Genomic DNA, 21,991 nt, shown 5'->3' with positions numbered 1-21,991 from the left:
GTTGTATCACCTCGGCAGGGCGGGTGGAAGCACCCGTCAGCCGCGCGGCAGGCCCAGCAGGCGCTCCGCCGCGAGGGTGAGCAGGATCTGCTCGGTGCCGCCGGCGATCGTCAGGCAGCGCGTGTTGAGGAACTCGCGCGCGAGGGGGCCCTCGACCCAGCCGGCCGCACCGGCGAGATCCATCGCGAGCTCCGCGGTGTCCTGGCGCTGCCGCACGCCGATCAGCTTGCGCACGCTCGACGCCGGGCCGGGGTCCTGACCGTCGAGCTGCGCGAGGGTGGTCCGCAGCTCGAGCAGCGACCCGGCCGTGGCCTCGGCGACGAGCCCGCCGATCCGGTCCTCGGCGACCGGGTCACCGGGTGCCACCAGGTCCAGCAGTTGCTCGACCGCCTTCCCCAGCGAGGATCCGCCGCTCATCGCGACCCGTTCGTTGGCGAGCGTGGTGCGGGCGAGCTTCCACCCGCCGCCGAGCGGGCCGACGACGCACTCGTCGGGGACGAACACGCCGTCGAGGAACACCTCGTTGAAGAGCGCGTCGCCGGTGATCTCCCGAAGCGGCGAGACGGTGATGCCCGCGGACTTCATGTCGACGAGGAAGTAGGTGATGCCCTTGTGCTTCGGGGCGTCGCGGTCGGTGCGAGCCAGGCAGATCGCCCAGTCGGCCTCCTGGGCCAGCGAGGTCCACACCTTCTGCCCCTGCAGGCGCCAGCCCCCGTCGACCTTCTCCGCGGCGGTGCGCAGCGACGCCAGGTCGGATCCGGCGCCCGGCTCCGAGAACAGCTGACACCAGACGATCTCACCGCGCAGGGTCGGCAGGGCGAAGCGGTCGATCTGCTCGGCGGTGCCGTGCTCGAGGATGGTGGGCACGGCCCACCACCCGATCACCAGATCGGGCCGGTCCACGCCGGCGGCCGCGAGTTCCTCCTCGATGAGGATCTGCTGCGCGGCGTGCGCGCCCCGGCCGTACGGCGGCGGCCAGTGCGGGGCCAGGAACCCGGCCTCGGCGAGCGCGGCCCGCCGCTGCGGTCCGGGCCGGTCGAGGAGCTGCGCGATCTCGGCACGGATGCGCACGCGTTCGTCGTCGAAGGCGCTCAGGTCGACGGTGAGGTGACGGCGGGCGCCGGAGCGGGCGAGGCCGGCGACCCGGGCCCGCCACGCGGCGGAGCCGCCGAGCAGCTGACGGGTGACGACGGCGCGGCGCAGGTACAGGTGGGCGTCGTGCTCCCACGTGAAGCCGATACCACCGAGCACCTGGATGGCATCCTTGGCGTTCTGCACGGCGGCGTCGAGGGCGACGGCGGTCGCGACGGCCGCGGCCAGGGGCAGTTCGTGCGGGGCCGCGTCGGCCGCCACGGCGGCGTCCCAGGCCGCCGCGCGGATCTTCTCGGTACGGCAGAGCATCTCGGCGCACAGGTGCTTGATCGCCTGGAACGAGCCGATGGGCTTGCCGAACTGTTCGCGGATCTTGGCGTACTCGACGGCCGTGGCCAGGGCCCAGCCGGCGACGCCGGCGAGTTCGGCGGCGGCGAGCGTGGCGGCGAGGTCGCGCACCAGGCCTGCCGGGACGCAGACGACCCGGTCGGTGGTGACGGCGACGCCGGCGAGCCGCACGCGGGCGAGCGCCCGCGACTTGTCGAGGGTGTCGAGGGGTTCGAGGTTCAGTCCGGGGGTGTCGGCGTCGAGCAGCGCCCAGCGTTCGGTCCCGCCGTCGGTGCCGATGCGGACCAGGACCGCGACGCCCGGCTCGCCGCCGAGCGCCGGACCCGCGTCGCCGTCGAGGTCGTACCCGCCCTCCCGGGTCGTCGCGGTGAGCGCGCCGTCCAATGCGACGGCGGTCGGCAGGGTGCCCTCGGCCAGGAGTTCCGTCCACTTGGCGCCGTCGGTGCCGGCGGCGCGGCCGAAGACGAGCGCGGCCAGGGCGGTGGGAAGGACGGGGCCCGTCGCGAGGTGGTGCGCAGCCTGTTCGAGCATCGTCGCCAGGTCGACGACGCCGGCGCCGGCGCCGCCCGCGGCCTCGGGCACGGCGACGGCGAAGATTCCGAGGTCGGCGAGCGATTCCCACCCCGGCCGCCACATGGTCGCCGGTCGTTCGCGTAGGTTCTGGATCGGCGCTGTGGCGCGCGCCCAGGCCTGTACAGAGGCCTGCGCGGCCTGCTGTTCCTCGGTGGTGGCAATGCTCACAGCGGGTTTCCGCCTTTCGGGAATGACACGATGCCTAGAACGTGTTCTAATATGACAGCCGGTTCAGAGTCAAGGCAGAGGAAGACATCTCGATGACGACATCGTCCCGCTCACGTTCCACCGGCGGCGGCGGAACTCTGACCGCCCTCACCGAGGACGATCTCAGTTCCAACGCCCAGAAGGAACGGCGCAAGCGGATACTCGACGCCACCCTGGCGCTCGCCTCCAAGGGTGGGTACGAGGCCGTACAGATGCGCTCCGTCGCCGAGAAGGCCGACGTGGCCGTCGGCACCCTGTACCGGTACTTCCCCTCGAAGGTGCACCTGCTCGTCTCGGCCCTCGGCCGCGAGTTCGCGCGCATCGAGGGCAAGGGCAAGATCCCCCCGGGCCACACGCCGCTCGAGCGGATGCAACTGATCCTGAGCCTGATCACGAAGGCGATGCAACGTGACCCGCTGCTCACCGAAGCCATGACCCGGGCGTTCATGTTCGCCGACGCCTCGGCCGCCGCCGAGGTCGATCAGGTCGGCCTGCTCATGGACCGGCTCTTCGCCCGCGCGATGAACGAGGGCGAGCCCACCGAGGAGGAACTGGCGATCGCCCGCGTCATCAGCGACGTGTGGTTGTCGAACCTCGTGGCGTGGCTGACGCGGCGCTCGTCCGCGACCGACGTCGCGCGCCGGCTGGAGCTGACCGTCGAACTGCTGCTCGGCGACGGATCGCAGCGTCCGGCCTCGATTCCGGTCCAGGAAGGCTGACCTGCGCCGCGAGGAGCGGAACTGTAACGGGAAACACGTCCCGAACCGGACAGGGGAGACGACGCCGGGCGCCGGATCACCTACCTTTGAGTGAGTGAGCGCCCAAGACCTCCCGATCGACCTGCGCCGCGCCCTCGTCGCGCTGGCGCGGACCCCGCGGCTCCTCGTGGCCTCCGACTACGACGGTACCGTCGCGCCGATCGTCTCGGATCCGGACAAGGCGTTCCCGAACGCCGAGTCGGTCCGCGCCCTGCGCGCGCTCGCCGGCCTGCCGTCCACGGCCGCAGCCGTGATCTCCGGTCGCGCCCTGAAGGATCTCGCGGCCCTGTCCCGCCTGCCCGCCGAGGTGCAGCTCGTCGGCAGCCACGGCTCGGAGTTCGACATCGGCTTCGTCCACGCCATCGACAGCGACGCCCGGCAGCTGCTGCGCGATATCGTCGCCGAGCTCGAGGCGATCGCCGCCCGCTACGACGGCGTGCACGTCGAGGCGAAGCCGGCCAGTGCCGCGCTGCACGTGCGCAACGCCGACCCGGCCGACGCCGAGCTGGCACTGTCGCTGGTCCGCGGCGACCTCGCCCGGCACCCGGGTGTGCAGGTCACCGAGGGCAAGGCCGTCATCGAGCTGGCGGTCGTGCCCACCGACAAGGGCCACGCGCTGGACATCATCCGGCACCAGGAATCGGCGAGCGCCGCGGTCTTCTTCGGCGACGACGTGACGGACGAGAAGGCCTTCGCCTCCCTCCACGGCCCGGACGTGGGCGTCAAGGTCGGGGACGGCGAGACCGCCGCCCAGTACCGGATCGGCACGGTCGAGGACGTCGCGGCCGCGCTGGCGTTCCTGCTCGACCAGCGCCGCACGTGGCTCTCTGGCGCGGAGGCCTGCCCGATCGAGCGGCTGACGATGCTGGCGAGCCCGCGCTCGAAGGCGCTGCTGACGCCGGACGGAACGGTGACGTGGCTGTGTCACCCCGAGCCGGATTCCGCGGCGGTGTTCGCGCATCTGCTCGGCGGCGAACCGGCCGGGCACTTCACCATCGGTCCGAGCCGGGAGGCCCTGCCCCTGAGCCAGCGCTACATCGACGGCACCATGACGGCGGTGACCCGCTGGGCGAGCCTCGCGGTGATCGACTACCTTCCGCACGACGTCGAACCGGGCCGCACCGACCTGACCCGGGTCATCACCGGCAAGGCCAAGGCGGTGGTCACGTTCGCGCCGCGCCCCGAGTTCGGACAGGGCCAGGTCGGGCTCGAACCCGTGGCCGACGGCCTGCGGGTACTCGGATTCAACGAGCCGTACGTGCTGCGCTCCCCCGGCGTCGAGTGGAACATCACCACCGACGGCGCCCATCAGACCGCGCACGCCGTCGTCGATCCGTCCGACAGCGACATCATCCTCGAATTCCGTTGCGGCACCGATGATATCGGCCCACACCCCGTCGCGGAGGTGCAGCGGCGCGCGTCCGCGGAGGAGTACTGGTGGAAGTGGGCGGCGGGCCTGGACCTGCCGCCGCTCAAGCGGGACCTGATGAAGCGGTCGGCGCTGACTCTGCGCGGCCTCGTGCACGCACCGACGGGATCCATCATGGCGGCCGCGACCACGTCGCTGCCCGAGGAGATGGGCGGCGTCCGCAACTGGGACTACCGCTACTGCTGGCTCCGTGACGCCGCCCTGACCGCGCATGCCCTGGTGAGCGTCGGGTCGCTCGCCGAGGCGGATGCCTATCTGGACTGGGTGCACCGGGTGCTCGACACCGTGCCGGGTCCCGAGCGCCTGCACCCGCTGTACACGCTGACCGGCGGCGCGCTGCCGCCCGAGGCCGTCATCGACACGCTGCCCGGCTACGCCGGCTCCCGGCCCGTCCGGGTCGGCAACGCCGCGAGCCAGCAGGTCCAGCTCGACGTGTTCGGTCCGATCGTGGACCTGATCTCGGCGCTGGCGCACCGCCGCGAGGAGCGCGGCGTCCCGCACGATCAGGCCCTCACCGACCGGGACTGGGAGCTGGTGTGTGCCATGGTCACCGCGGTGGAATGCCGCTGGTTCGAGCCCGACCACGGCATCTGGGAGATCCGCGACAACCCGCGCCACCACGTGTACTCGAAGGTCATGGGCTGGCTGACCGTGGACCGCGCGCTGACGCTGGCCGAGAAGTTCGGGCGCACCGCCGGCGACAACTGGGCCGGGCTGCGCGCGGAGATCGCGGAGGAGGTGCTGGAGAAGGGCTGGAACGAGGACGTCTGCTCCTACACCGCGGCCTACGACGGCACCGATCTCGACGCGGCGACGCTGTTCATCGGCCTGTCCGGGCTCATCGACCCCGAGGACCCGCGGTTCCACGCGACGGTCGTCGCGACGGAGGCGGAGCTGCGCAGCGGTTCGACGGTGTACCGCTACCTGCACGACGACGGCCTGCCCGGAACCGAGGGCGGCTTCCACCTGTGCGCGGCGTGGCTGGTGGAGGCATATCTCCTCGTCGGCGCCCGTCCGCAGGCGGAGGCGCTGTTCGCACAGCTCGTCGACGCGGCGGGGCCCACGGGGCTGCTCAGCGAGGAGTACGACCCGGTGGCGGAGCGGTCACTCGGCAACCATCCCCAGGCGTACAGCCACCTCGGGCTGCTGCGGTGCGCCCAGCTGCTCGCGGCGGCGCCGGCGGAGGCGGATCGGACGCTGTCGGTCGTCGATCACTCGGCGTAGATCGACGTCTCGTCGTGCACGCCGGTGGTCTGGCCGATGAGCAGTTCCGTCGCAAGGGTTTCCACCGTCGCGACCCCGGAGTGTGACGGCGCGGCCATGAGCAGGGCGCCGGTGCGCCGGCCCTTCTCCTCCTGAGGCTGGCGCACGGTGGTCACGCCCTCGCGCAGGGCCTCGCCGATCCCGTCGAAGCCGGTGATCGACAAACGTCCGGGGACCTCCAGGCCGGCGCTGCGTGCCCACGCCAGCGCGCCGAGCGCGAGGACGTCGGTGGTGCACATCAGGGCGGTGATCGCCGGGTTCGCCGCCAGCGCCTGCGCGGCGGCGGACGCGCCGTCCTCCGCGGTGTGCGCGTAGCGCTCGACGACCGTGAGGCTCGCGGGGTCGAGGCCGGCCGCGCGCAGGGCCTCCTGCACGCCCAGGATCCGCTCGTGCTGCACGTGGAAGCGGTCGGACTCGAAGCGGGCGGGGTCGACGACACCGTCGTGCCGGTCGCGGCCGAGTCGCATGCACAGCACCCCGATCCGGCGGTGGCCGAGGGCGATGAGGTGCTCGGCGAGCCGGCGCATCGCGCCTCGGTCGTCGATGCCGACCAGGGGCGCGCTCGCGATGCCGCGGGGCTGGTCGCACACCACCAGGGGCAGGTTCCGTTCGAGGACGGCGGCGAGATACAGATCGTCGGACGGAACCGAGTAGACGACGAAGCCGTCGACCGCCGCGCCGTGCACGACCTGCGCTGCCTCCTCCTCGTCGCGTTCCGGTCCGGCGGGGATGAGCAGAAGGCCCTCGCCGGCGGCCTCGCAGGATTCGGAGAGGCCGGACAGGAAGCTCATCGCGGCCGGGTCCCGGAACGAATAGCTCAGCGCCTCGGTGAGCAGCACGCCCACGGCCCCGGCCCGGCGGGTGCGCAGGGATCGGGCCATCGGGTCCGGACCGGCGTAGCCGCGACGCTTGGCGACCTCGAGGATCTGCTCGCGAAGCTCGGCGGACAGCTGGTCCGGCCGGTTGTAGGCGTTGGAGACGGTGGTGCGGGAGATCTTCAGCTCGGCAGCGATCGACGCCAGGGTGGCCTGGGGACGCGGCTGACGAGACCTGGGCATGAACGGACGGTAGCGGGTCCGCGCCGCAGCGACGAATCGGGCCGGATGGGCGCAGATCCGGACATCCGCTAAAGTGGAACGGTAACGGTTTCCAATAAGGTGGGAACCGCGACCTCCCCGGCCCTCCGGCCGAACGTGATCACAGGAGATGGAACCGTGCGACTGCCCCGCCGAATGCGCGCCGCCACCGCGACCGTGGGCTTGACCTGCGCCGCCGCGCTCACCCTCGCCGCCTGCGGCAGCGACTCGGGGGACGGGGCGGGCACCGGCTCCGGCGAGATCCGCATCGTCGCGTCCACCAACGTGTGGGGCTCGGTCGCGCAGGCCGTCGCCGGGGACCGCGCCCAGGTGCAGTCGCTGATCACCGAGCCCTCCGCCGACCCGCACTCGTACGAGGCCAGCCCCGCCGACGCCGCCGCCATCAGCGACGCCACCCTCGTCGTCTACAACGGCGGCGGCTACGACCAGTTCGTCGACGACATCCTCGAGTCCACCGGAACCGACACCGCCACGGTCGACGCCCTCGCGTTGTTCGAGTCCGGCACCGGAAGCGACCTCGAGGACGGCCACGACCACTCGGGCGGCACCGCACCCGAGGGCGACACCCACGAGGGCGAGACCCATGCCGCCGAGGACGGCGACGCGCACGCCGGGCACGACCACAGCGGCATCAACGAGCACGTCTGGTACGACCTGGCCGCCGCCGACGCCGTCGCGCACACCGTCGCCGACCGGCTGGCCGAACTGGATCCGGCCGGGGCCGACACCTACCGCGCCAACGCCGAGGCCTTCCACTCGCAGCTGCACGAGGTCACCGACGTGACCGCCGAGATCGCCGCCGCGCACGCGAACACCCCCGTCGCGCAGACCGAATCCATCGGCTACTACCTCGTCACGTCCGCGAAGCTCGAGGACCGGACGCCGGCCGACTTCACCAACGCCGTCGAGAACGGCACCGACCCGTCGCCCGCCGCGATCGCCGCGACCCGCCAGCTGCTCCTCGACAAGCAGGTCGCCGTCCTGCTCCACAACCCGCAGACCGAGGACAAGGTCAGCCGCGACATGCGGGCGACCGCGGAATCCGCGGGCATCCCCGTCGTCGAAGTTGTGGAGACCCTGCCCGCGGGCGTGGACTACATTCAGTGGCAGAAGCAGACGGCCGAGGCGCTCGCCGCCGCCCTCGACGCCGCCCGCTGACCCTTCGAGCAGGGCAAGGACATCACTCCCGTGACCACACCGGCCGACGTCACACCGGGCGGCACCGCCGCGGCACCGAGCGCGCCCGCGACGCCCGCCGGCCGCACCGCCGCGGTCGAGCTCCGCGACGCCCGCATGGCCTTCGGCGACCGCGTCCTGTGGCGGGGCCTCGATCTCACCGTCGAGCCCGGCGAGTTCGTCGCGGTGCTCGGCCCCAACGGGGCGGGCAAGTCGACGCTGCTGAAGGTCCTGCTCGGTCAGCTACCCCTCAGCGGTGGCACCGCCACGATCGCCGGCGCGCCCGCCCGCACGGGCAACTCGCACGTCGGCTACGTGCCGCAGCAGAAGTCGCTCGACGAGGGCGTGCCCCTGCGCGGCCGCGACCTCGTCGGGCTCGGCGTGGACGGCCATCGCTGGGGCACCGGCCTGCGCTACTGGAAGACCCGCCGCAGCGCCGTCGACGCCGCGATCCGGCAGGTCGGCGCCGAAACCTACGCCAACGCCCCGATCGGATCCCTCTCCGGCGGCGAACAGCAGCGGCTGCGCATCGCGCAGGCCCTCGTCGGCGACCCGCGGGTCATGCTCTGCGACGAACCGCTGCTCAGTCTCGACCTGGCCAACCAGCACCTCGTGTCGTCCCTCATCGACCGTCGTCGCCGCGAACACGGCACCGCCGTCCTGTTCGTCACCCACGAGATCAACCCGATCCTGCCGCTGGTGGACCGCGTGCTGTATCTCGTCGACGGGCAGTTCCGCATCGGCACCCCCGCCGAGGTGATGACCTCCGAGGTGCTCTCCGAGCTGTACCGCACCGACGTCGAGGTCCTCGAGATCCGCGGCCGTCTCGTCGTCGTCGGCACCGGCGACGCCATCGACGCGCTCGGCAGCGCCGGCGGGCTGCGCCCCGGCGAGGGCGTCCACCACGACCATCACGAGGATCAGCATTGAGCAGCAAGTTCACCGACGCGATGGGCCGGATGTTCGACGTGCAGGCCACCGTCGACCTGCTCCAGTACGACTTCGTGCAGCAGGCCCTGCTGGCCGGCGCGATCCTCGGCCTGCTCGCGGGCGTGATCGGGCCGCTGGTGATCAGCCGTCAGATGGCATTCTCCGTGCACGGCACCTCCGAGCTCTCGCTCACCGGTGCCGCCGCGGCCCTGATCATCGGCGTCTCCGTCGGACTCGGCGCCGTGCTGGGGGCGGTGGTGGCGGCCATCCTCTTCGGTGTCCTCGGCACCCGCGCCCGTGAACGCGATTCCGTCATCGGCGTCGTCATGGCGTTCGGGCTCGGTCTGGCCGTGCTGTTGCTGTGGGCCTACGACGGCCGCACCGGCGCCGCGTTCTCCCTCCTCACCGGCCAGATCGTCGCGCCGGGTGGCACGGGCATCGCGCTGCTCGCCGCCTGCGCCGTCGGCGTCATCGGCACCATGCTGGTCATCTACCGCCCGCTGCTGTTCGCCAGCACCGACCCCGAGGTCGCCGCCGCGCGCGGGGTGCCGGTGCGGGCGCTGTCCATCGTCTTCGCCGTGCTGGTCGGAATCACCGCCGCCCTCGGCGTGCAGATCGTCGGGGCCCTGCTGGTGATGGCGCTGCTCATCACCCCGGCCGCCGCGGCGTCCCGGGTGGCCGGCGGCCCGCTCGCCGCGACGGTGCTGGCCGTGATCTTCGCGGAGGTCTCCGCGGTCGGTGGGATCCTGCTCGCCCTCGCGCCCGGCGTGCCGGTCTCGGCGTTCATCACGGCGATCGCGTTCGTCATCTATCTCGTGTGCCGCGGAATCGGCGCGGCCCGCACCCGGCGCGGCACCGGACGCAGAGCGCCCGCGCCGGCCCCGGACAGGGCCGCGGCCGTCACCGCCTGAGCCCGGGTGCGGCGGTCTGGGCCGTCCCGCACGCGGTGGCTAACCTGCTGTCATGGCGACAGCGGAGCAGGCGAGCGAACGAGACCGGACACCCGGGCGCTGGGAGTTCTGGGTGGACCGCGGCGGCACCTTCACCGATGTCGTCGCCCGCCGGCCCGACGGTGCCCTGGTCACCCACAAGCTGTTGTCGGAGAACCCGTCCCGGTACCGGGACGCGGCCGTCGCCGGGATCCGGGAGCTGCTCGGGGTGCCCGCCGGCGAACCCGTCACCGCCGACCTCGTCGAGCAGGTGCGCATGGGCACCACCGTCGCGACCAACGCACTGCTCGAGCGCAAGGGCGACCGGACCGCCCTGGTGATCACCGCCGGTTTCCGGGACGCGCTGCGCATCGGCTACCAGAACCGGCCGCGGATCTTCGAGCGCAACATCGTGCTGCCCGAGCTGCTGTACGAGCGGGTGCTCGAGGTCGACGAACGCATCCGGGCCGACGGCACGGTGCTGCGTGCCCCCGACCTCGACCGGCTCGAGCGGGACCTGAGGCAGGTGCGCGACGACGGCATCGACTCCGTCGCCGTGGTGTGCATGCACAGCCACCTGTACCCGCAGCACGAGCACGCGATCGGTGAGCTCGCCGAGCGTCTCGGCTTCGGGCAGATCTCGCTGTCCGCGGTCGCCAGCCCGCTGATGAAGCTGGTGCCGCGCGGCGACACCACCGTCGTCGACGCGTACCTCTCGCCCGTGCTCCGCCACTACGTGGACCGCGTGGCCGAGGAACTGCCGGGCGTGCGGCTGATGTTCATGCAGTCCAACGGCGGGCTCACCGAGGCGATGCACTTCCGCGGCAAGGACGCGATCCTCTCCGGTCCTGCCGGGGGCATCGTCGGCATGAGCCGGATGTCGGCGCTGGCCGGGTTCGACAAGGTGATCGGGTTCGACATGGGCGGAACGTCGACGGACGTGTCGCACTTCGCCGGGGAATACGAGCGCGTCTTCCACACCGTCGTCGCCGGGGTGCGGTTGCGCGCCCCCATGATGGACATCCACACCGTCGCCGCCGGCGGCGGCTCGATCCTGCACTTCGACGGCAGCCGGTACCGGGTGGGGCCCGATTCCGCCGGCGCCGACCCCGGGCCGGCCTGCTACCGCGGCGGCGGCCCGCTCACCGTCACCGACGCCAACGTCATGCTCGGCCGCGTGCAGCCCGCGCACTTCCCGCACGTGTTCGGTCCCGGCGGCGACCAACCGCTGGACGACGAGACGGTGCGGGCCCGGTTCGCCGCCCTGGCCGCCGAGATCCGCGAGGCGACCGGCGACGACCGCAGCCCCGAGGAGGTCGCCGCCGGCTTCCTGCAGATCGCGGTGGCGAACATGGCCAACGCCGTCAAGCGCATCTCGGTGCAGAAGGGACACGACGTCACCGAGTACGCGTTGACGACCTTCGGCGGCGCCGGCGGGCAGCACGCCTGCGCGGTGGCCGACTCGCTCGGCATCCGGACCGTCCTCGTGCCGCCGCTGGCCGGTGTCCTGTCCGCGCTCGGCATGGGTCTCGCGGACACCACCGCGATGCGCGAGCAGTCCGTCGTCGTCGAACTGAACGCCGAGGCGATGCCGCGGCTGCGCGACGTCGCCGCCGAACTCGAGGCCGCGGCGCGCGCGGAACTGCTCGACGAGGACGTGCCCCCCGAACGCATCGACGTGGCCTTCCGGGCGCACCTGCGCTACGACGGCACCGACACGTCCGTGCCCGTCGCGCTCGCCGACCCGGCGACGATGACCGCGGAGTTCGAGGCCGTGCACCGGCGCACCTACTCCTTCCTCATGGACCGTCCGCTGATCGTCGATGCCGTCGCGGTCGAGGCCGTCGGGGCGACGCGCCGGCCCGACCTGTCCGGGCTCGGACGCGGCCGCAGCGACGACAGCGGCGCACCCGAGCCCACCCGCCCGCCGCGCGGCACCGTCCGGATGTTCGTCGACGGCGCGTGGCGCGATGCCCCCCTGCACCGCCGCGAACACCTCTCCCCCGGCGACGCCGTGGCCGGCCCGGCAATCGTCGCGGAGGACAACTCGACCACCGTCGTCGAGGCCGGCTGGGCGGCGACGATGTCGGAGCAGGGCCATCTCGTGCTCACCCGGGTGCACGCCCACGACGACACCGCGGTGAGCACCCACGCCGACCCGGTGATGCTCGAGATCTTCAACAACCTGTTCATGTCGATCGCCGAGCAGATGGGCACCACCCTCGAATCCACCGCGCAGTCGGTGAACATCAAGGAGCGCCTGGACTTCTCGTGCGCGCTGTTCGACCCGGACGGAAACCTGATCGCGAACGCGCCACACATCCCCGTCCATCTCGGCTCGATGGGCACGAGCGTGCAGGAGGTGGTGCGCCGCCGGCACGGGTCGATGAAGCCGGGTGACGTGTACGCGGTCAACGACCCGTACCACGGCGGTACCCACCTGCCGGACGTCACGGTGATCACGCCGGTCTTCGGCCCCGGGCCGGACGGGTCCGGCGAGCACATCCTCTTCTTCGTCGCCTCCCGCGGTCACCACGCCGAAATAGGCGGATCGACACCGGGTTCTATGCCCTCCGGCAGCCACGACATCCGCGAGGAGGGCGTGCTGTTCGACAACTGGCTGCTCGTCGAGAACGGAACCTTCCGGGAGGCCGACACCCGCGCGCTGCTCACCGGCGGCCCGTACCCGTCCCGGAACCCGGACACCAACCTCGCGGACCTGCGCGCACAGATCGCGGCCAACGCCCGCGGGGTGGTCGAGGTGGGCCGGATGATCGACCACTTCGGTCTCGACGTCGTCCAGGCCTACATGCGCCACGTGCAGGACAACGCCGAGGAGGAGGTGCGCCGCGTCGTCGACCGCCTCCACGACGGCGAGTACCGCTACGAGATGGACTCCGGTGCGGTGATCGCGGTGCGGGTCACCGTCGACCGGCGGGCGCGCTCGGCGACGATCGACTTCACCGGCACGTCACCGCAACTCGCGTCGAACTTCAACGCGCCCTCGTCCGTCACGCGGGCCGCGGCGCTGTACGTCTTCCGCACGCTCGTCGCCGATGACATCCCCCTCAACGACGGGTGCCTGCGTCCGTTGCACATCGTCGTCCCCGACGGGTCGATGCTCGCCCCCGAGTTCCCCGCCGCCGTCGTCGCGGGCAACGTCGAGACGTCGCAGGCCGTCACCGGCGCGCTCTACGCGGCGCTGCGGGTGCAGGCCGAGGGCGCCGGCACGATGAACAACGTCACCTTCGGCAACGCGCGATACCAGTACTACGAGACGCTCGGCTCCGGGTCGGGCGCCGGCGAGGGGTTCGACGGGACGTCGGTGGTGCAGACCCACATGACGAACTCGCGGCTCACCGATCCGGAGGTACTGGAGTGGCGCCTTCCGGTGTTGCTGGAGGCCTTCACGATTCGTCACGGCAGCGGGGGCGGCGGCCGGTGGCGCGGCGGCGACGGCGCCGTGCGCCGGCTCCGGTTCCTCGAGCCGATGACCGTCAGCACACTCTCCGGGCACCGGCGCGTGCCGCCGTACGGGATGGCCGGGGGCGAGCCGGGAGCGCTGGGCAGCAACCGCATCGAGCGCGCCGACGGCGCCGTCACCCACATGGCCGGCTGCGACTCCGTCGAGGTCGGGATCGGTGACGTGCTCGTGGTCGAGACGCCGGGCGGGGGCGGCTACGGCCGGTAGGCCGCACGGGACTCCGGGGTGGGATCCAGTTCCCGCAGGACGGGCAGCGCGAAACACACCGCGGCGACGAACATCATCGGCACGGCCAACGCGAAGAACGTCGTCCGCACACCCGCCGCGTCGATCAGGGGCCCGGCGACCAGGATCCCGACCGGGCCCGCCGCGTACGCGGTCGAGGTCATCACACCGACGACGCGGCCGCGCATGTGCTCCGGGCTGCGGGTCTGCATGGCCCAGTTCCCGATCGGCCCCACCGGGCCGAACACCAGGCCGATGAGGACACCCAGCAGCACGAGGACCCCCAGCGGCGGCAGGAACGCCATGCCGGTCGTCGCCGCGCCCAGCACCGTGACCGCGACGAGCATCAGGGTGCGGCGCCGCAGGCGCGGTGCGAAGGCGCCGTAGGCCAGGGCACCCACCAGGCCACCGATGCTCAGCGACATCAGCACCCAGCCGAGCTGAGCGGGTGCGTCCAGGCCGGTGAAGTAGGCGGGCAGCAGCACCGACTCGATCGGCAGGAACAGCGCCATGATGACCATGTCGACCAGCGCGAGCGTGCGCAGCAACCGGTCGCGCCACACGAACCGCAGCCCCTCGAGGGTGCCGGCCCACAGCGAGGCGGGCCGGGTGGCCCGGTCGGGCCGGCCGGCGTGCTCGAGCCGGAGGAAGGCGACGGTGACGAGGGAGAGCACGAAGCACGCCGACGTCACCCACAGGGTGTTCTCGGGACCGACCGCCGCGATGAGGACACCGCCGACACCCGGTCCGATCAGGTAGGCGAGGTTGTAGTTCGCCTCGTAGAGGCTGTTGACACGGTCCAGCGACCACCCGGCGGCGCGGGTCGCCGCCGGCAGCATCGACTCCCGCGCCGAGATGCCCGCCGGGTCGAACACGGCACCGAGCGCCGCGAGTGCGGCGAGCAGGGGCACCGAGAGTCCGACGGTGGCCGCGAGCACGGGGATCGTCGCGACCGACAGCGCCGAGAGGGCATCCGAGACCACGGCGGTGCGCCGCCGGCCGAACCGGTCGACGACGGTGCCGGTGAGCAGGCTTGCCAGCAGCAGCGGCACGGTGGCCGCGCCCGCGACGATCGCCGCGTCGGTGGCCCGGCCGGTCTGCTCGAGCACCAGCCACGGCAGCGCGACGACTACGATGCCGTTGCCGGTGGCGGACAGCAGGGTGGCGACGTTGAGGAGGATCAGCGGCGCGAAGCGGCGGGTGGTCAGGTCGAGGGTGGTCACGGCGGTCGGCATTCACTCGGGAGGAGGCGGTGCCGCGACGCTAGCAGGAGCACGGCGGCCGGCACGAGCGATTTTCGGGCGGCGAAGCGGCCGGTTCCGCGCAGTCCGGTCCTCTCCTCTGCCAGGCCTTTCCCGTCTCCGTTATCTCATCGCTATCTTTTCGAGATCATTTCGCTATGGAGCGCGGTCCTGGGCCGTTATCGAACTGCGACATGCTTGCTTTTGCGAAACAGCGTCGGATCCACGGCGTCGAGACATCCCGAGCGAAAGGTTCGTGCCGATGATCGACCCCACTACTCCCGAGACTCCGTCCGATTCCCCCGCACCGTCGCCGGCCTTCGGAGCCACCCTGTCGGAACGTGCCGGATACGCCGTGCTCTCGGTCGCCGGCGAGATCGACATGACCACCGCGCACCTGCTGCGCTCCGCGCTCGACAACGCCCATCGCGGCCGTGCCCTCGTCGCCGACATGGGCGGCGTCACCTTCTTCGGCGCGGTGGGCCTCACGATCCTCCTGCGCGCGACCTCCGCCCATCCCGGCACCGTCGCCGTCGTCGCCCCGGCAGGACGCGTCCGCCGGACGATCGCCGCGGCCGGGGTCCGCTCCCGCCTGAATCTGCACGACAACCTCGATTCGGCCGTCGGCTCCCTGGTTCCGGCCGGCGGCCCGCTGGTCACCGCCGTCGAACCGCCCTGCTCCGCGGCGAGCTGATTCGCGAAGACGCCCCCGGCACCCCCGCGGTTCCGGGGACAATTTCCCCATGCAGGGGCTCGAAGTCGTCCACAGCGGGATGTTCACCACCGTCCAGGACCGCGGCCGGCCGGAACACGGGGACCACGGGCTGGGCACGTCCGGCGCCGCCGACCGCGCGGCGCACGACGCCGCCAACCGGCTGGTCGGCAACGAGCCCGCCGCCGCGACCCTCGAGGTCGCCGCCGGCGGGCTGACCGTGCGCAGCATCGGCGAGAACGTCGTCGCGGTGACGGGCGCCCGCGTGCCGGTGACCGTCGACGGCCACCCCGAGGCCGACTACGCGATGCTGAAGCTGGACGACGGTGACGTGCTGGCGCTGGGCAGCCCGTCGAGGGGGCTGCGCTCGTACCTGGCGGTGCGCGGCGGAATCGACGTGCCCGAGACCCACGGCAGCCGATCCACCGACACCCTGACCGGGACCGGCCCCGCCCCGATCAGGGACGGCGACCGGCTCCCGGTCGGCACCCTGGCGGGCGAGCTGCCCATCGAGGAGCAGATCCCGCCGCCGGCCCCGATCGAGGATCCGGCGATGCTGCGTGTGCGTCTGAGCCGGCACTCCGAGGTGTTCAGCGCCGGTTCGGTGCACGCGCTGCTGCACGAGACGTGGACCGTGACGCCGCAGCTGGACCGCGTCGGGATCCGGTTGCACGGCCCGGGCAGGCTGCGTCTCGCGCGGGGCGGGACCGACCGCCCGGAGCCGACCGTCGCGGGCTCGGTGCAGGTTCCCCCGGACGGCAACCCCATCCTGTTCCTGGCCGACCATCCCGTCGTCGGCGACCACCCGGTGATCGCCGTCGTCGTGCCCGCCGATCTTCCCGTCGCCGCGCAGCTCGAGCCGGGGCACCGGGTGCGGTTCGTCGCCACCCTCACGCGGTGACCCCGCGACCGGTCAGGACACCGCCGCATCGCTCGACGACCGGACCGCGAGGCCCGGGCCCGCAACGAGGTGTTCCTCGACGCGATTGTCCCGCACGGTGATTCGTCGCAACGTGCCGGCCGGCGTGCGGACGTCGACCGTGCCGTCGAGCACGTGGTCGAACGTGAAACCCGTGCATCCGGCCGGGACCGTCGCACGCGGGCCCCGCGACGCGCGGCGCAACCGCGCCCGGCGCGAGAGGAAGGTGTCGATCAGGTAGGCCAGCCACTCCGTGTAGAAGTAGAAGCAGTCGCCGCCGTTCCAGCCGAGTGCGGTGCCGTCGGCGGTGGGCACCCACTGGCACCACGACAGCGGGCGTCCCCGCCTGGGCAGTCCGTCGGCGGGCGAACGGTGCGGGCCACTCGCCGGGCCGGCGAACGCGACGAGAAAGTCGATCTCCTGCCGGTTCAGCGGAGGATCGATCTCGATCCGTCCGGTGAATTCGGTTCGATGTGCCATGTGTCCCCCGTCCGCGGTCGATCGCTCTACCCGATTCGACGCAGTCGGGGACGGAACCGTTCCCCGGAACATCCGGCCGCGTGGTCCCCGGTCGGCCGCCACCTCGATGGGTGCCGCGGCCGACCGTCGGCGCGGATCCGGGACTACTGCAGGCGGCGCTGACGCGCGATGTCCGCGAGGACGACGCCGGCGGCGACGGACGCGTTGAGCGACTCCACGTCGCCGGCCATCGGGATCGACAGGATCGAGTCGCACGTCTCGCGGACCAGGCGCGACAGTCCCTTGCCCTCGGAGCCGACGACAATCACCACCGGATCGGTGCCGTCGAACTCGTCGAGGCTGGTGTCGCCCCCCGCATCCAGCCCGACGACCCGGACGCCCCGGGACTGCCACTCCTTGAGGGTGCGCGTCAGGTTCGTCGCCCGGGCGACGGGGAGGCGCGCCGCGGCACCCGCGCTGGTCCGCCACGCCACCGCCGTGACCGCGGCGCTGCGCCGCTGCGGGATCAGCACGCCGTGCCCGCCGAACGCGGCCACCGACCGGATCACCGCGCCGAGGTTCCGCGGATCGGTGATGTTGTCGAGGGCCACCAGCAGCGGCCGCTCGTGGTGGTCGTGGGCGACGGCCAGCAGGTCGTCCGGATGGGCGTAGCGGTACGGCGGGACCTGCAACCCGATGCCCTGGTGCATGCCGTTGGCGGTGAGACGGTCGAGCTCGCCGCGCGGAACCTCGAGGATCGAGATGCCCGCGTCCCCGGCCCGCTGCACGGCCTCCTTGAGGCGCTCGTCCGCCTCGGCGCCGACCGCGACGTACAGCGCCGTCGCGGGAACATCCGCGCGCAGGCACTCCACGACCGGGTTGCGGCCGAGCACCATCTCCGGCCCGTCCTCGCCCTTGCGGCCGGCGGTGCTGCGGCCGCGCTTGTCGGCGGCCTTCGCCGCGGCGCGGGCGCGCCGCGCGGCGGGATGGTACGGCCGGTCCTCGGCCTTGGGGGTGGCACCGCGGCCCTCGAGGCCGCGGCGGCGCTGCCCGCCGGACCCGACGACCTGGCCCTTCTTGGTGCCGCCCTTGCGGACCGCACCTCGTCGCTGAGAATTTCCAGCCATCACTGCCCTGCTTTCAGGGACCACTCGGGTCCGTTCGGCGTATCGGTCACCTCGATGCCCGCCGCCGTCAATCGATCGCGCACCTCGTCGGCGAGCGCCCAGTTCTTCGCGGCCCGCGCCGCCTGCCGGCGGTCGAGTTCGGCAGCCACCAGCACCTCGAGGGCCTCGAGGGCCGCCGAGTCGCGGCCGGCCACCTCGGCCCAGTGCGGGTCGAGCGGGTCCACCCCCAGGATGCCGAGCATGGCGCGTACCTGCGCGGCGATGTGCACCGCGGTGTCCAGGTCGCCGGCGTCGAGCGCCTTGTTGCCCTCGCTGCGCCGGCCGTGGATCTCGGCGAGCGCCTTCGGGACGCCGAGATCGTCGTCGAGCGCCGCGGCGAACTCCTCGGTCCACGTTCCTACCGGGATCTCGCCGGCCCGGTCCCGGGTCTTGAGGACGAACGCCTCGAGGCCGCGGTACCCGGCCGCCGCCTCGTGCAGCGCGGCGTCGGAGTATTCGAGCATGGACCGGTAGTGGGCACTGCCCAGGTAGTACCGCAGCTCCTGGGGCCGCACCCGGGCGAGCACGTTCGGGATGGACAGCACGTTGCCGAGCGACTTGGACATCTTCTCGCCGCCCATCGTGACCCAGCCGTTGTGCAGCCAGTACCGCGCGAACCCGTCGCCGGCGGCCTTGGCCTGGGCGATCTCGTTCTCGTGGTGCGGGAAGACGAGATCCATTCCGCCGCAGTGGATGTCGAAGGACTCGCCGAGGTAGTACTCGGCCATCGCGGAGCACTCGAGGTGCCAGCCCGGGCGGCCGCGGCCCCACGGCGTCGGCCACGACGGCTCGCCCGGCTTCGCCGCCTTCCACAGGGTGAAGTCCCGCGGATCCCGCTTGCCGCTGCCCGCGCTCTCCCCCTGATGGACGTCGTCTATCCGGTGGCCCGACAGCCGGCCGTACTCGGGGTAGCTGAGCACGTCGAAATAGACGTTCCCGTCGGCCGCGTAGGCGTGCCCGGCGTCGATCAGGCGCTGCATCAGCTCGACCATCTGGGTGACGTGACCCGTCGCGCGAGGCTCCACCGACGGCGGCAGCACACCGAGTTGGTCGTAGGCGCGGGCGAAGGCCCGCTCGTAGGTCGTCTTCCACTCCCACCAGGGCCGGCCCGCCTCGGTGGCCTTGCGCAGAATCTTGTCGTCGATGTCTGTGACGTTTCTCACAAAGGCGACATCCAGGCCCTTCGCCGTGAGCCAGCGCCGCAGCACGTCGAAGGCGACGCCGCTGCGCACATGACCGATGTGGGGCTCACCCTGGACCGTCGCGCCACAGAGGTACACCGAAGCCCGGCCGGGGACCAGCGGAACGAAATCCCGCACGGCCCGCGATTCGGTGTCGAACAAGCGCAAGGTCACGACCGGCCATCCTACCGGTCGTCGTCGCGCGAAAATACGAGTGCCGTCGCGACGGCCGCGACGCCCTCGCCGCGCCCGGTCAGGCCGAGGCCGTCCGTCGTCGTCGCCGACACCGACACCGGCGCCCCGAGCGCCTCGGACAGCACCCGCTGCGCCTCGTCGCGGCGGGGACCGATCCTGGGCCTGTTCCCGATCACCTGGACGGCGGCATTCCCGATCGCGAAGCCCCCGCCGTCGAGCAGGCGCCGCACCTCGGCGAGCATGGCCGCACCGCTCGCGCCGTGCATCTCCGGCCGGCCGGTGCCGAAGACGGAACCGAGGTCGCCGAGGCCGGCCGCGGAGAGCAGGGCGTCGCACAGCGCGTGGGCCGCGACGTCACCGTCCGAATGCCCCGCACACCCGTCGGCGTCCTCGAACAGCAGACCGGCCAGCCAGCACGGCCGTCCGGGCTCGATCGGATGGACATCGGTTCCGATCCCGACGCGCACTCAGCTCTCCTGTCCGACGGGGGCCCCGGCCGCGAGCACGGCACGGGCCAGGACCAGATCGAGCGGTGTGGTGATCTTGAAGGCGAGCGGTTCGCCCGGGACGGTGTACACGCCCTCGCCGAGGCGCTCGACGAGACCGGCGTCGTCGGTCGCGTCCCCGGCGCCGGCGTTGGCGCGGCGCAGCAGGCCGGCCTCGAATCCCTGCGGGGTCTGTACCGCCCGGAGGACGGACCGGTCGGGGGTGCCGGTGACACGGCCGTCGCGGTCGACGCTCTTGACGGTGTCCGCGACCGGCAGCACGGGGATCACCGCGGACCGTCCGCCGCGCAGTTCCACCACGATCCGGGCGAACAACCGCGGCGGAGTGAGGGCGCGTGCGGCGTCGTGCACCAGGACGTAGGCGGCGTCCTCCGCCGCCGCCAGCCCGGCGCGCACCGAATCGGTGCGCTCCGCGCCGCCCGCCACCACGCACACCCGCGCCGGCGCCGTGGCCGCGACGGACGCCACCAGCTCCGGCGGCACCACCACGACCACGCGGTCGACCACCGCCGAGGCCAGCATGGCCTCCACTGCCCGGTCCAGCATCGTGCGCCCGTCGAGTTCGACGAACGCCTTGGGCAGCGATTCGCCCAGACGTACACCACGGCCGGCCGCCGGAATGATTCCGACGACCGGCCCGTTGCGATCGCTCATCTGTAATTCTGCAGTTCGCGCGGCCGCTCAGGAAGCGGCGGCGAGCACCTCGTCGAGCAGGCTGTCGGCCTTGACGTCGTCCGTGCCCTCCGCGAGCGCGAGCTCGCCGACGAGGATCTGCCGCGCCTTGGCCAGCATCCGCTTCTCACCTGCGGACAGGCCGCGGTCCTGCTCCCGCCGCCACAGGTCACGCACGACCTCGGCGACCTTGTTCACGTCTCCGGAGGCCAACTTCTCGAGGTTGGCCTTGTACCGCCGCGACCAGTTGGTCGGCTCTTCGGTGTGCGGTGCGCGCAGCACCTGGAAAACCTTGTCGAGGCCTTCTTGCCCGACCACGTCGCGAACGCCGACGTATTCTGCATTATCCGCAGGTACCCGAACCGTCAGGTCGCCCTGGGCGACTTTCAGAACCAGATATTCCTTCTGCTCACCCTTGATGGTGCGCGTTTCGATAGCTTCGATCAGCGCCGCACCGTGATGGGGGTATACGACGGTATCTCCGACCTTGAAAATCATGTGTCCCGTGCCCCTTTCGATTCTTCGAGTTTAACACGTGCTTACGTCCGGCTCTCATCAACGGCGCAGGTCAGGGGCACAGACGCGTGCGCGTAGGACTTGACAGCCAACCGGTTACGTGCATCCGGTGATGTTCGACACACCAGCCGGAGCGGCCCTTCGCAGCCCCGCGGACGCGGCCCGAGCGGGACGAAAGCCCCGACTTCTGCCCCCGGCGCAGACTCGGCGCCCTTCGACTACTACTCTGCCTAGTGGATTGCGAGCCTTACTCGAGTGGAGGACAACCCGTGACTGCTCCCAAAGCGCCGACTCGCCGAGTCGCGACCGCTCTCGCCCTGGCCGCGGGTGCGGCGCTCACGCTGTCCGCCTGCGGCGCCGGTCAGATCAGCCAGACCGCCACCCAGGTGGCCGCGGTCAACGGCAACAGCGCCGAGCTCGGAAACATCGCGCTGCGCAACGTGCACGTGATCTACCCGGACTCCGAGGAGTACAGCCTCGAACCCGGCGGCAAGGCCGCGCTCGGCTTCACCGTGGTCAACCTGAGCGAGACCACCCCCGACGAGCTGACCCGCATCACCACCGACTTCGCGTCCTCCGCCACCGGCGTGTCCGGCCTGCGCATCGAGCCGCAGGCCTCGATCTCGGCCGGCCTGACCGGCGAAACCCTCGCCGAGGACGCGACCGCCGAAGCCGCGACCGACGAGTCCCCGCGTCCCGCCGAGGCCGCCGAGTCCTCCGACACCCCGTCCGTGGCCCAGGTCGAGCTCACCGGACTGAAGGAGGGCGTGCGCCCCGGCCTGACCATCCCGGTCACGTTCACCTTCGCCGAGGCCGGCGACGTCACCATGCAGGTCCCGGTCGACGCCGGCACGGACGTCGAGCGCAACGTCTCCGAGAAGTCGCCGGTCGAGGGCGAGGGTCACTGACCGGC

18 protein-coding genes are annotated in these 21,991 nt (G+C 72.2%); 9 read left to right on the top strand and 9 right to left on the bottom strand.

The genetic code is table 11. The features are described 5' to 3' along the window. Positions 1 to 36 precede the first annotated feature (36 nt). Positions 37 to 2,181, bottom strand: a complete 2,145-nt coding sequence (locus AIIKEEIJ_RS15875) for an acyl-CoA dehydrogenase family protein (protein WP_161996064.1) — start codon at positions 2,179 to 2,181, stop codon at positions 37 to 39. 92 nt (positions 2,182 to 2,273) lie between these two features. On the opposite strand from AIIKEEIJ_RS15875, the gene kstR reads away from it, so the two are divergent. After that, positions 2,274 to 2,939 carry a cholesterol catabolism transcriptional regulator KstR gene (kstR, locus tag AIIKEEIJ_RS15870; RefSeq protein ID WP_006943416.1) on the top strand — a complete coding sequence of 222 codons (666 nt, stop codon included), beginning with the start codon at positions 2,274 to 2,276 and terminating at the stop codon, positions 2,937 to 2,939. Positions 2,940 to 3,033: 94 nt separating this feature from the next. Further along, entirely contained in the window at positions 3,034 to 5,631 is a 2,598-nt protein-coding gene (gene otsB, locus AIIKEEIJ_RS15865) for a trehalose-phosphatase (protein ID WP_029540798.1), read from the top strand. On the opposite strand, the gene AIIKEEIJ_RS15860 is transcribed toward otsB, so the two are convergent. Beyond that, positions 5,619 to 6,728, bottom strand: a complete 1,110-nt coding sequence (locus tag AIIKEEIJ_RS15860) for a LacI family DNA-binding transcriptional regulator (protein WP_006943423.1) — start codon at positions 6,726 to 6,728, stop codon at positions 5,619 to 5,621. The two genes, otsB and AIIKEEIJ_RS15860, sit on opposite strands and share 13 nt — an antisense overlap. Positions 6,729 to 6,884: 156 nt before the next feature. Between AIIKEEIJ_RS15860 and AIIKEEIJ_RS15855 the strand changes: the two genes are divergently transcribed. The 4 genes from AIIKEEIJ_RS15855 (at position 6,885) to AIIKEEIJ_RS15840 (ending at position 13,493) form a co-directional block, all read left to right on the top strand. Further along, a complete protein-coding gene (locus AIIKEEIJ_RS15855) occupies positions 6,885 to 7,925 on the top strand; it encodes a metal ABC transporter solute-binding protein, Zn/Mn family (protein ID WP_006943424.1) in 1,041 nt (346 codons plus the stop codon). A gap of 135 nt (positions 7,926 to 8,060) precedes the next feature. Next, positions 8,061 to 8,873, top strand: coding sequence for a metal ABC transporter ATP-binding protein (locus tag AIIKEEIJ_RS15850; protein ID WP_202917110.1), 813 nt, complete (start codon positions 8,061 to 8,063; stop codon positions 8,871 to 8,873). Then, positions 8,870 to 9,784, top strand: a complete 915-nt coding sequence (locus tag AIIKEEIJ_RS15845) for a metal ABC transporter permease (RefSeq protein WP_006943426.1) — start codon at positions 8,870 to 8,872, stop codon at positions 9,782 to 9,784. Before AIIKEEIJ_RS15850 ends, AIIKEEIJ_RS15845 begins: the two co-directional genes overlap by 4 nt. 52 nt (positions 9,785 to 9,836) lie before the next feature. Continuing rightward, on the top strand, positions 9,837 to 13,493 hold the full coding sequence (locus AIIKEEIJ_RS15840; protein WP_102800432.1) for a hydantoinase B/oxoprolinase family protein: 3,657 nt from the start codon (positions 9,837 to 9,839) through the stop codon (positions 13,491 to 13,493). On the opposite strand, the gene AIIKEEIJ_RS15835 is transcribed toward AIIKEEIJ_RS15840, so the two are convergent. Continuing rightward, the gene (locus tag AIIKEEIJ_RS15835) at positions 13,481 to 14,746 is read right to left on the bottom strand and encodes an MFS transporter (RefSeq protein WP_006947935.1); all 1,266 of its coding nucleotides are present in this window, start codon (positions 14,744 to 14,746) and stop codon (positions 13,481 to 13,483) included. The genes AIIKEEIJ_RS15840 and AIIKEEIJ_RS15835 overlap by 13 nt on opposite strands. 268 nt (positions 14,747 to 15,014) lie before the next feature. On the opposite strand from AIIKEEIJ_RS15835, the gene AIIKEEIJ_RS15830 reads away from it, so the two are divergent. Continuing rightward, complete coding sequence (locus AIIKEEIJ_RS15830; protein WP_029540784.1) at positions 15,015 to 15,446, top strand: STAS domain-containing protein; 432 nt, start codon at positions 15,015 to 15,017, stop codon at positions 15,444 to 15,446. A gap of 49 nt (positions 15,447 to 15,495) precedes the next feature. Continuing rightward, the gene (locus AIIKEEIJ_RS15825) at positions 15,496 to 16,365 is read left to right on the top strand and encodes a 5-oxoprolinase/urea amidolyase family protein (protein WP_161996063.1); all 870 of its coding nucleotides are present in this window, start codon (positions 15,496 to 15,498) and stop codon (positions 16,363 to 16,365) included. A gap of 12 nt (positions 16,366 to 16,377) precedes the next feature. Here the strand turns inward: AIIKEEIJ_RS15825 and AIIKEEIJ_RS15820 are convergent, their stop codons facing one another. The 6 genes from AIIKEEIJ_RS15820 to carD form a co-directional block, all read right to left on the bottom strand. Next, on the bottom strand, positions 16,378 to 16,863 hold the full coding sequence (locus tag AIIKEEIJ_RS15820; protein ID WP_029540778.1) for a hypothetical protein: 486 nt from the start codon (positions 16,861 to 16,863) through the stop codon (positions 16,378 to 16,380). A gap of 143 nt (positions 16,864 to 17,006) precedes the next feature. Further along, positions 17,007 to 17,969, bottom strand: a complete 963-nt coding sequence (gene rlmB, locus AIIKEEIJ_RS15815; protein ID WP_029540775.1) for a 23S rRNA (guanosine(2251)-2'-O)-methyltransferase RlmB — start codon at positions 17,967 to 17,969, stop codon at positions 17,007 to 17,009. Then, positions 17,969 to 19,363, bottom strand: coding sequence for a cysteine--tRNA ligase (gene cysS, locus AIIKEEIJ_RS15810; RefSeq protein WP_161996062.1), 1,395 nt, complete (start codon positions 19,361 to 19,363; stop codon positions 17,969 to 17,971). Before cysS ends, rlmB begins: the two co-directional genes overlap by 1 nt. Positions 19,364 to 19,374: 11 nt before the next feature. Beyond that, on the bottom strand, positions 19,375 to 19,851 hold the full coding sequence (ispF, locus tag AIIKEEIJ_RS15805; RefSeq protein WP_029540770.1) for a 2-C-methyl-D-erythritol 2,4-cyclodiphosphate synthase: 477 nt from the start codon (positions 19,849 to 19,851) through the stop codon (positions 19,375 to 19,377). Further along, entirely contained in the window at positions 19,852 to 20,544 is a 693-nt protein-coding gene (ispD, locus tag AIIKEEIJ_RS15800) for a 2-C-methyl-D-erythritol 4-phosphate cytidylyltransferase (RefSeq protein WP_006947915.1), read from the bottom strand. A 27-nt stretch (positions 20,545 to 20,571) separates the two neighbouring features. Then, positions 20,572 to 21,060 carry an RNA polymerase-binding transcription factor CarD gene (gene carD, locus AIIKEEIJ_RS15795; RefSeq protein ID WP_003935974.1) on the bottom strand — a complete coding sequence of 163 codons (489 nt, stop codon included), beginning with the start codon at positions 21,058 to 21,060 and terminating at the stop codon, positions 20,572 to 20,574. A 287-nt stretch (positions 21,061 to 21,347) separates the two neighbouring features. Between carD and AIIKEEIJ_RS15790 the strand changes: the two genes are divergently transcribed. After that, entirely contained in the window at positions 21,348 to 21,986 is a 639-nt protein-coding gene (locus AIIKEEIJ_RS15790) for a hypothetical protein (protein ID WP_006947912.1), read from the top strand. The last annotated feature ends 5 nt before the right edge of the window (positions 21,987 to 21,991 follow it).

This window comes from Rhodococcus sp. YH1 (assembly GCF_009939605.1).
Taxonomy (GTDB): Bacteria; Actinomycetota; Actinomycetes; order Mycobacteriales; family Mycobacteriaceae; genus Rhodococcus; species Rhodococcus aetherivorans.
This window is presented reverse-complemented; position numbering and strand designations above follow the sequence as displayed.

Excerpts from the sequence above, each read along its gene's own strand:
- AIIKEEIJ_RS15820 (WP_029540778.1), bottom strand. The coding sequence starts at position 16,863 with ATGGCACATCGAACCGAATTCACCGGACGGATCGAGATCGATCCTCCG.
- rlmB (WP_029540775.1), bottom strand. The coding sequence starts at position 17,969 with ATGGCTGGAAATTCTCAGCGACGAGGTGCGGTCCGCAAGGGCGGCACC.
- ispD (WP_006947915.1), bottom strand. The coding sequence starts at position 20,544 with ATGAGCGATCGCAACGGGCCGGTCGTCGGAATCATTCCGGCGGCCGGC.
- AIIKEEIJ_RS15835 (WP_006947935.1), bottom strand. The coding sequence starts at position 14,746 with ATGCCGACCGCCGTGACCACCCTCGACCTGACCACCCGCCGCTTCGCG.
- AIIKEEIJ_RS15830 (WP_029540784.1), top strand. The coding sequence starts at position 15,015 with ATGATCGACCCCACTACTCCCGAGACTCCGTCCGATTCCCCCGCACCG.
- AIIKEEIJ_RS15850 (WP_202917110.1), top strand. The coding sequence starts at position 8,061 with ATGGCCTTCGGCGACCGCGTCCTGTGGCGGGGCCTCGATCTCACCGTC.
- AIIKEEIJ_RS15840 (WP_102800432.1), top strand. The coding sequence starts at position 9,837 with ATGGCGACAGCGGAGCAGGCGAGCGAACGAGACCGGACACCCGGGCGC.
- AIIKEEIJ_RS15860 (WP_006943423.1), bottom strand. The coding sequence starts at position 6,728 with ATGCCCAGGTCTCGTCAGCCGCGTCCCCAGGCCACCCTGGCGTCGATC.
- carD (WP_003935974.1), bottom strand. The coding sequence starts at position 21,060 with ATGATTTTCAAGGTCGGAGATACCGTCGTATACCCCCATCACGGTGCG.
- kstR (WP_006943416.1), top strand. The coding sequence starts at position 2,274 with ATGACGACATCGTCCCGCTCACGTTCCACCGGCGGCGGCGGAACTCTG.
- AIIKEEIJ_RS15825 (WP_161996063.1), top strand. The coding sequence starts at position 15,496 with ATGCAGGGGCTCGAAGTCGTCCACAGCGGGATGTTCACCACCGTCCAG.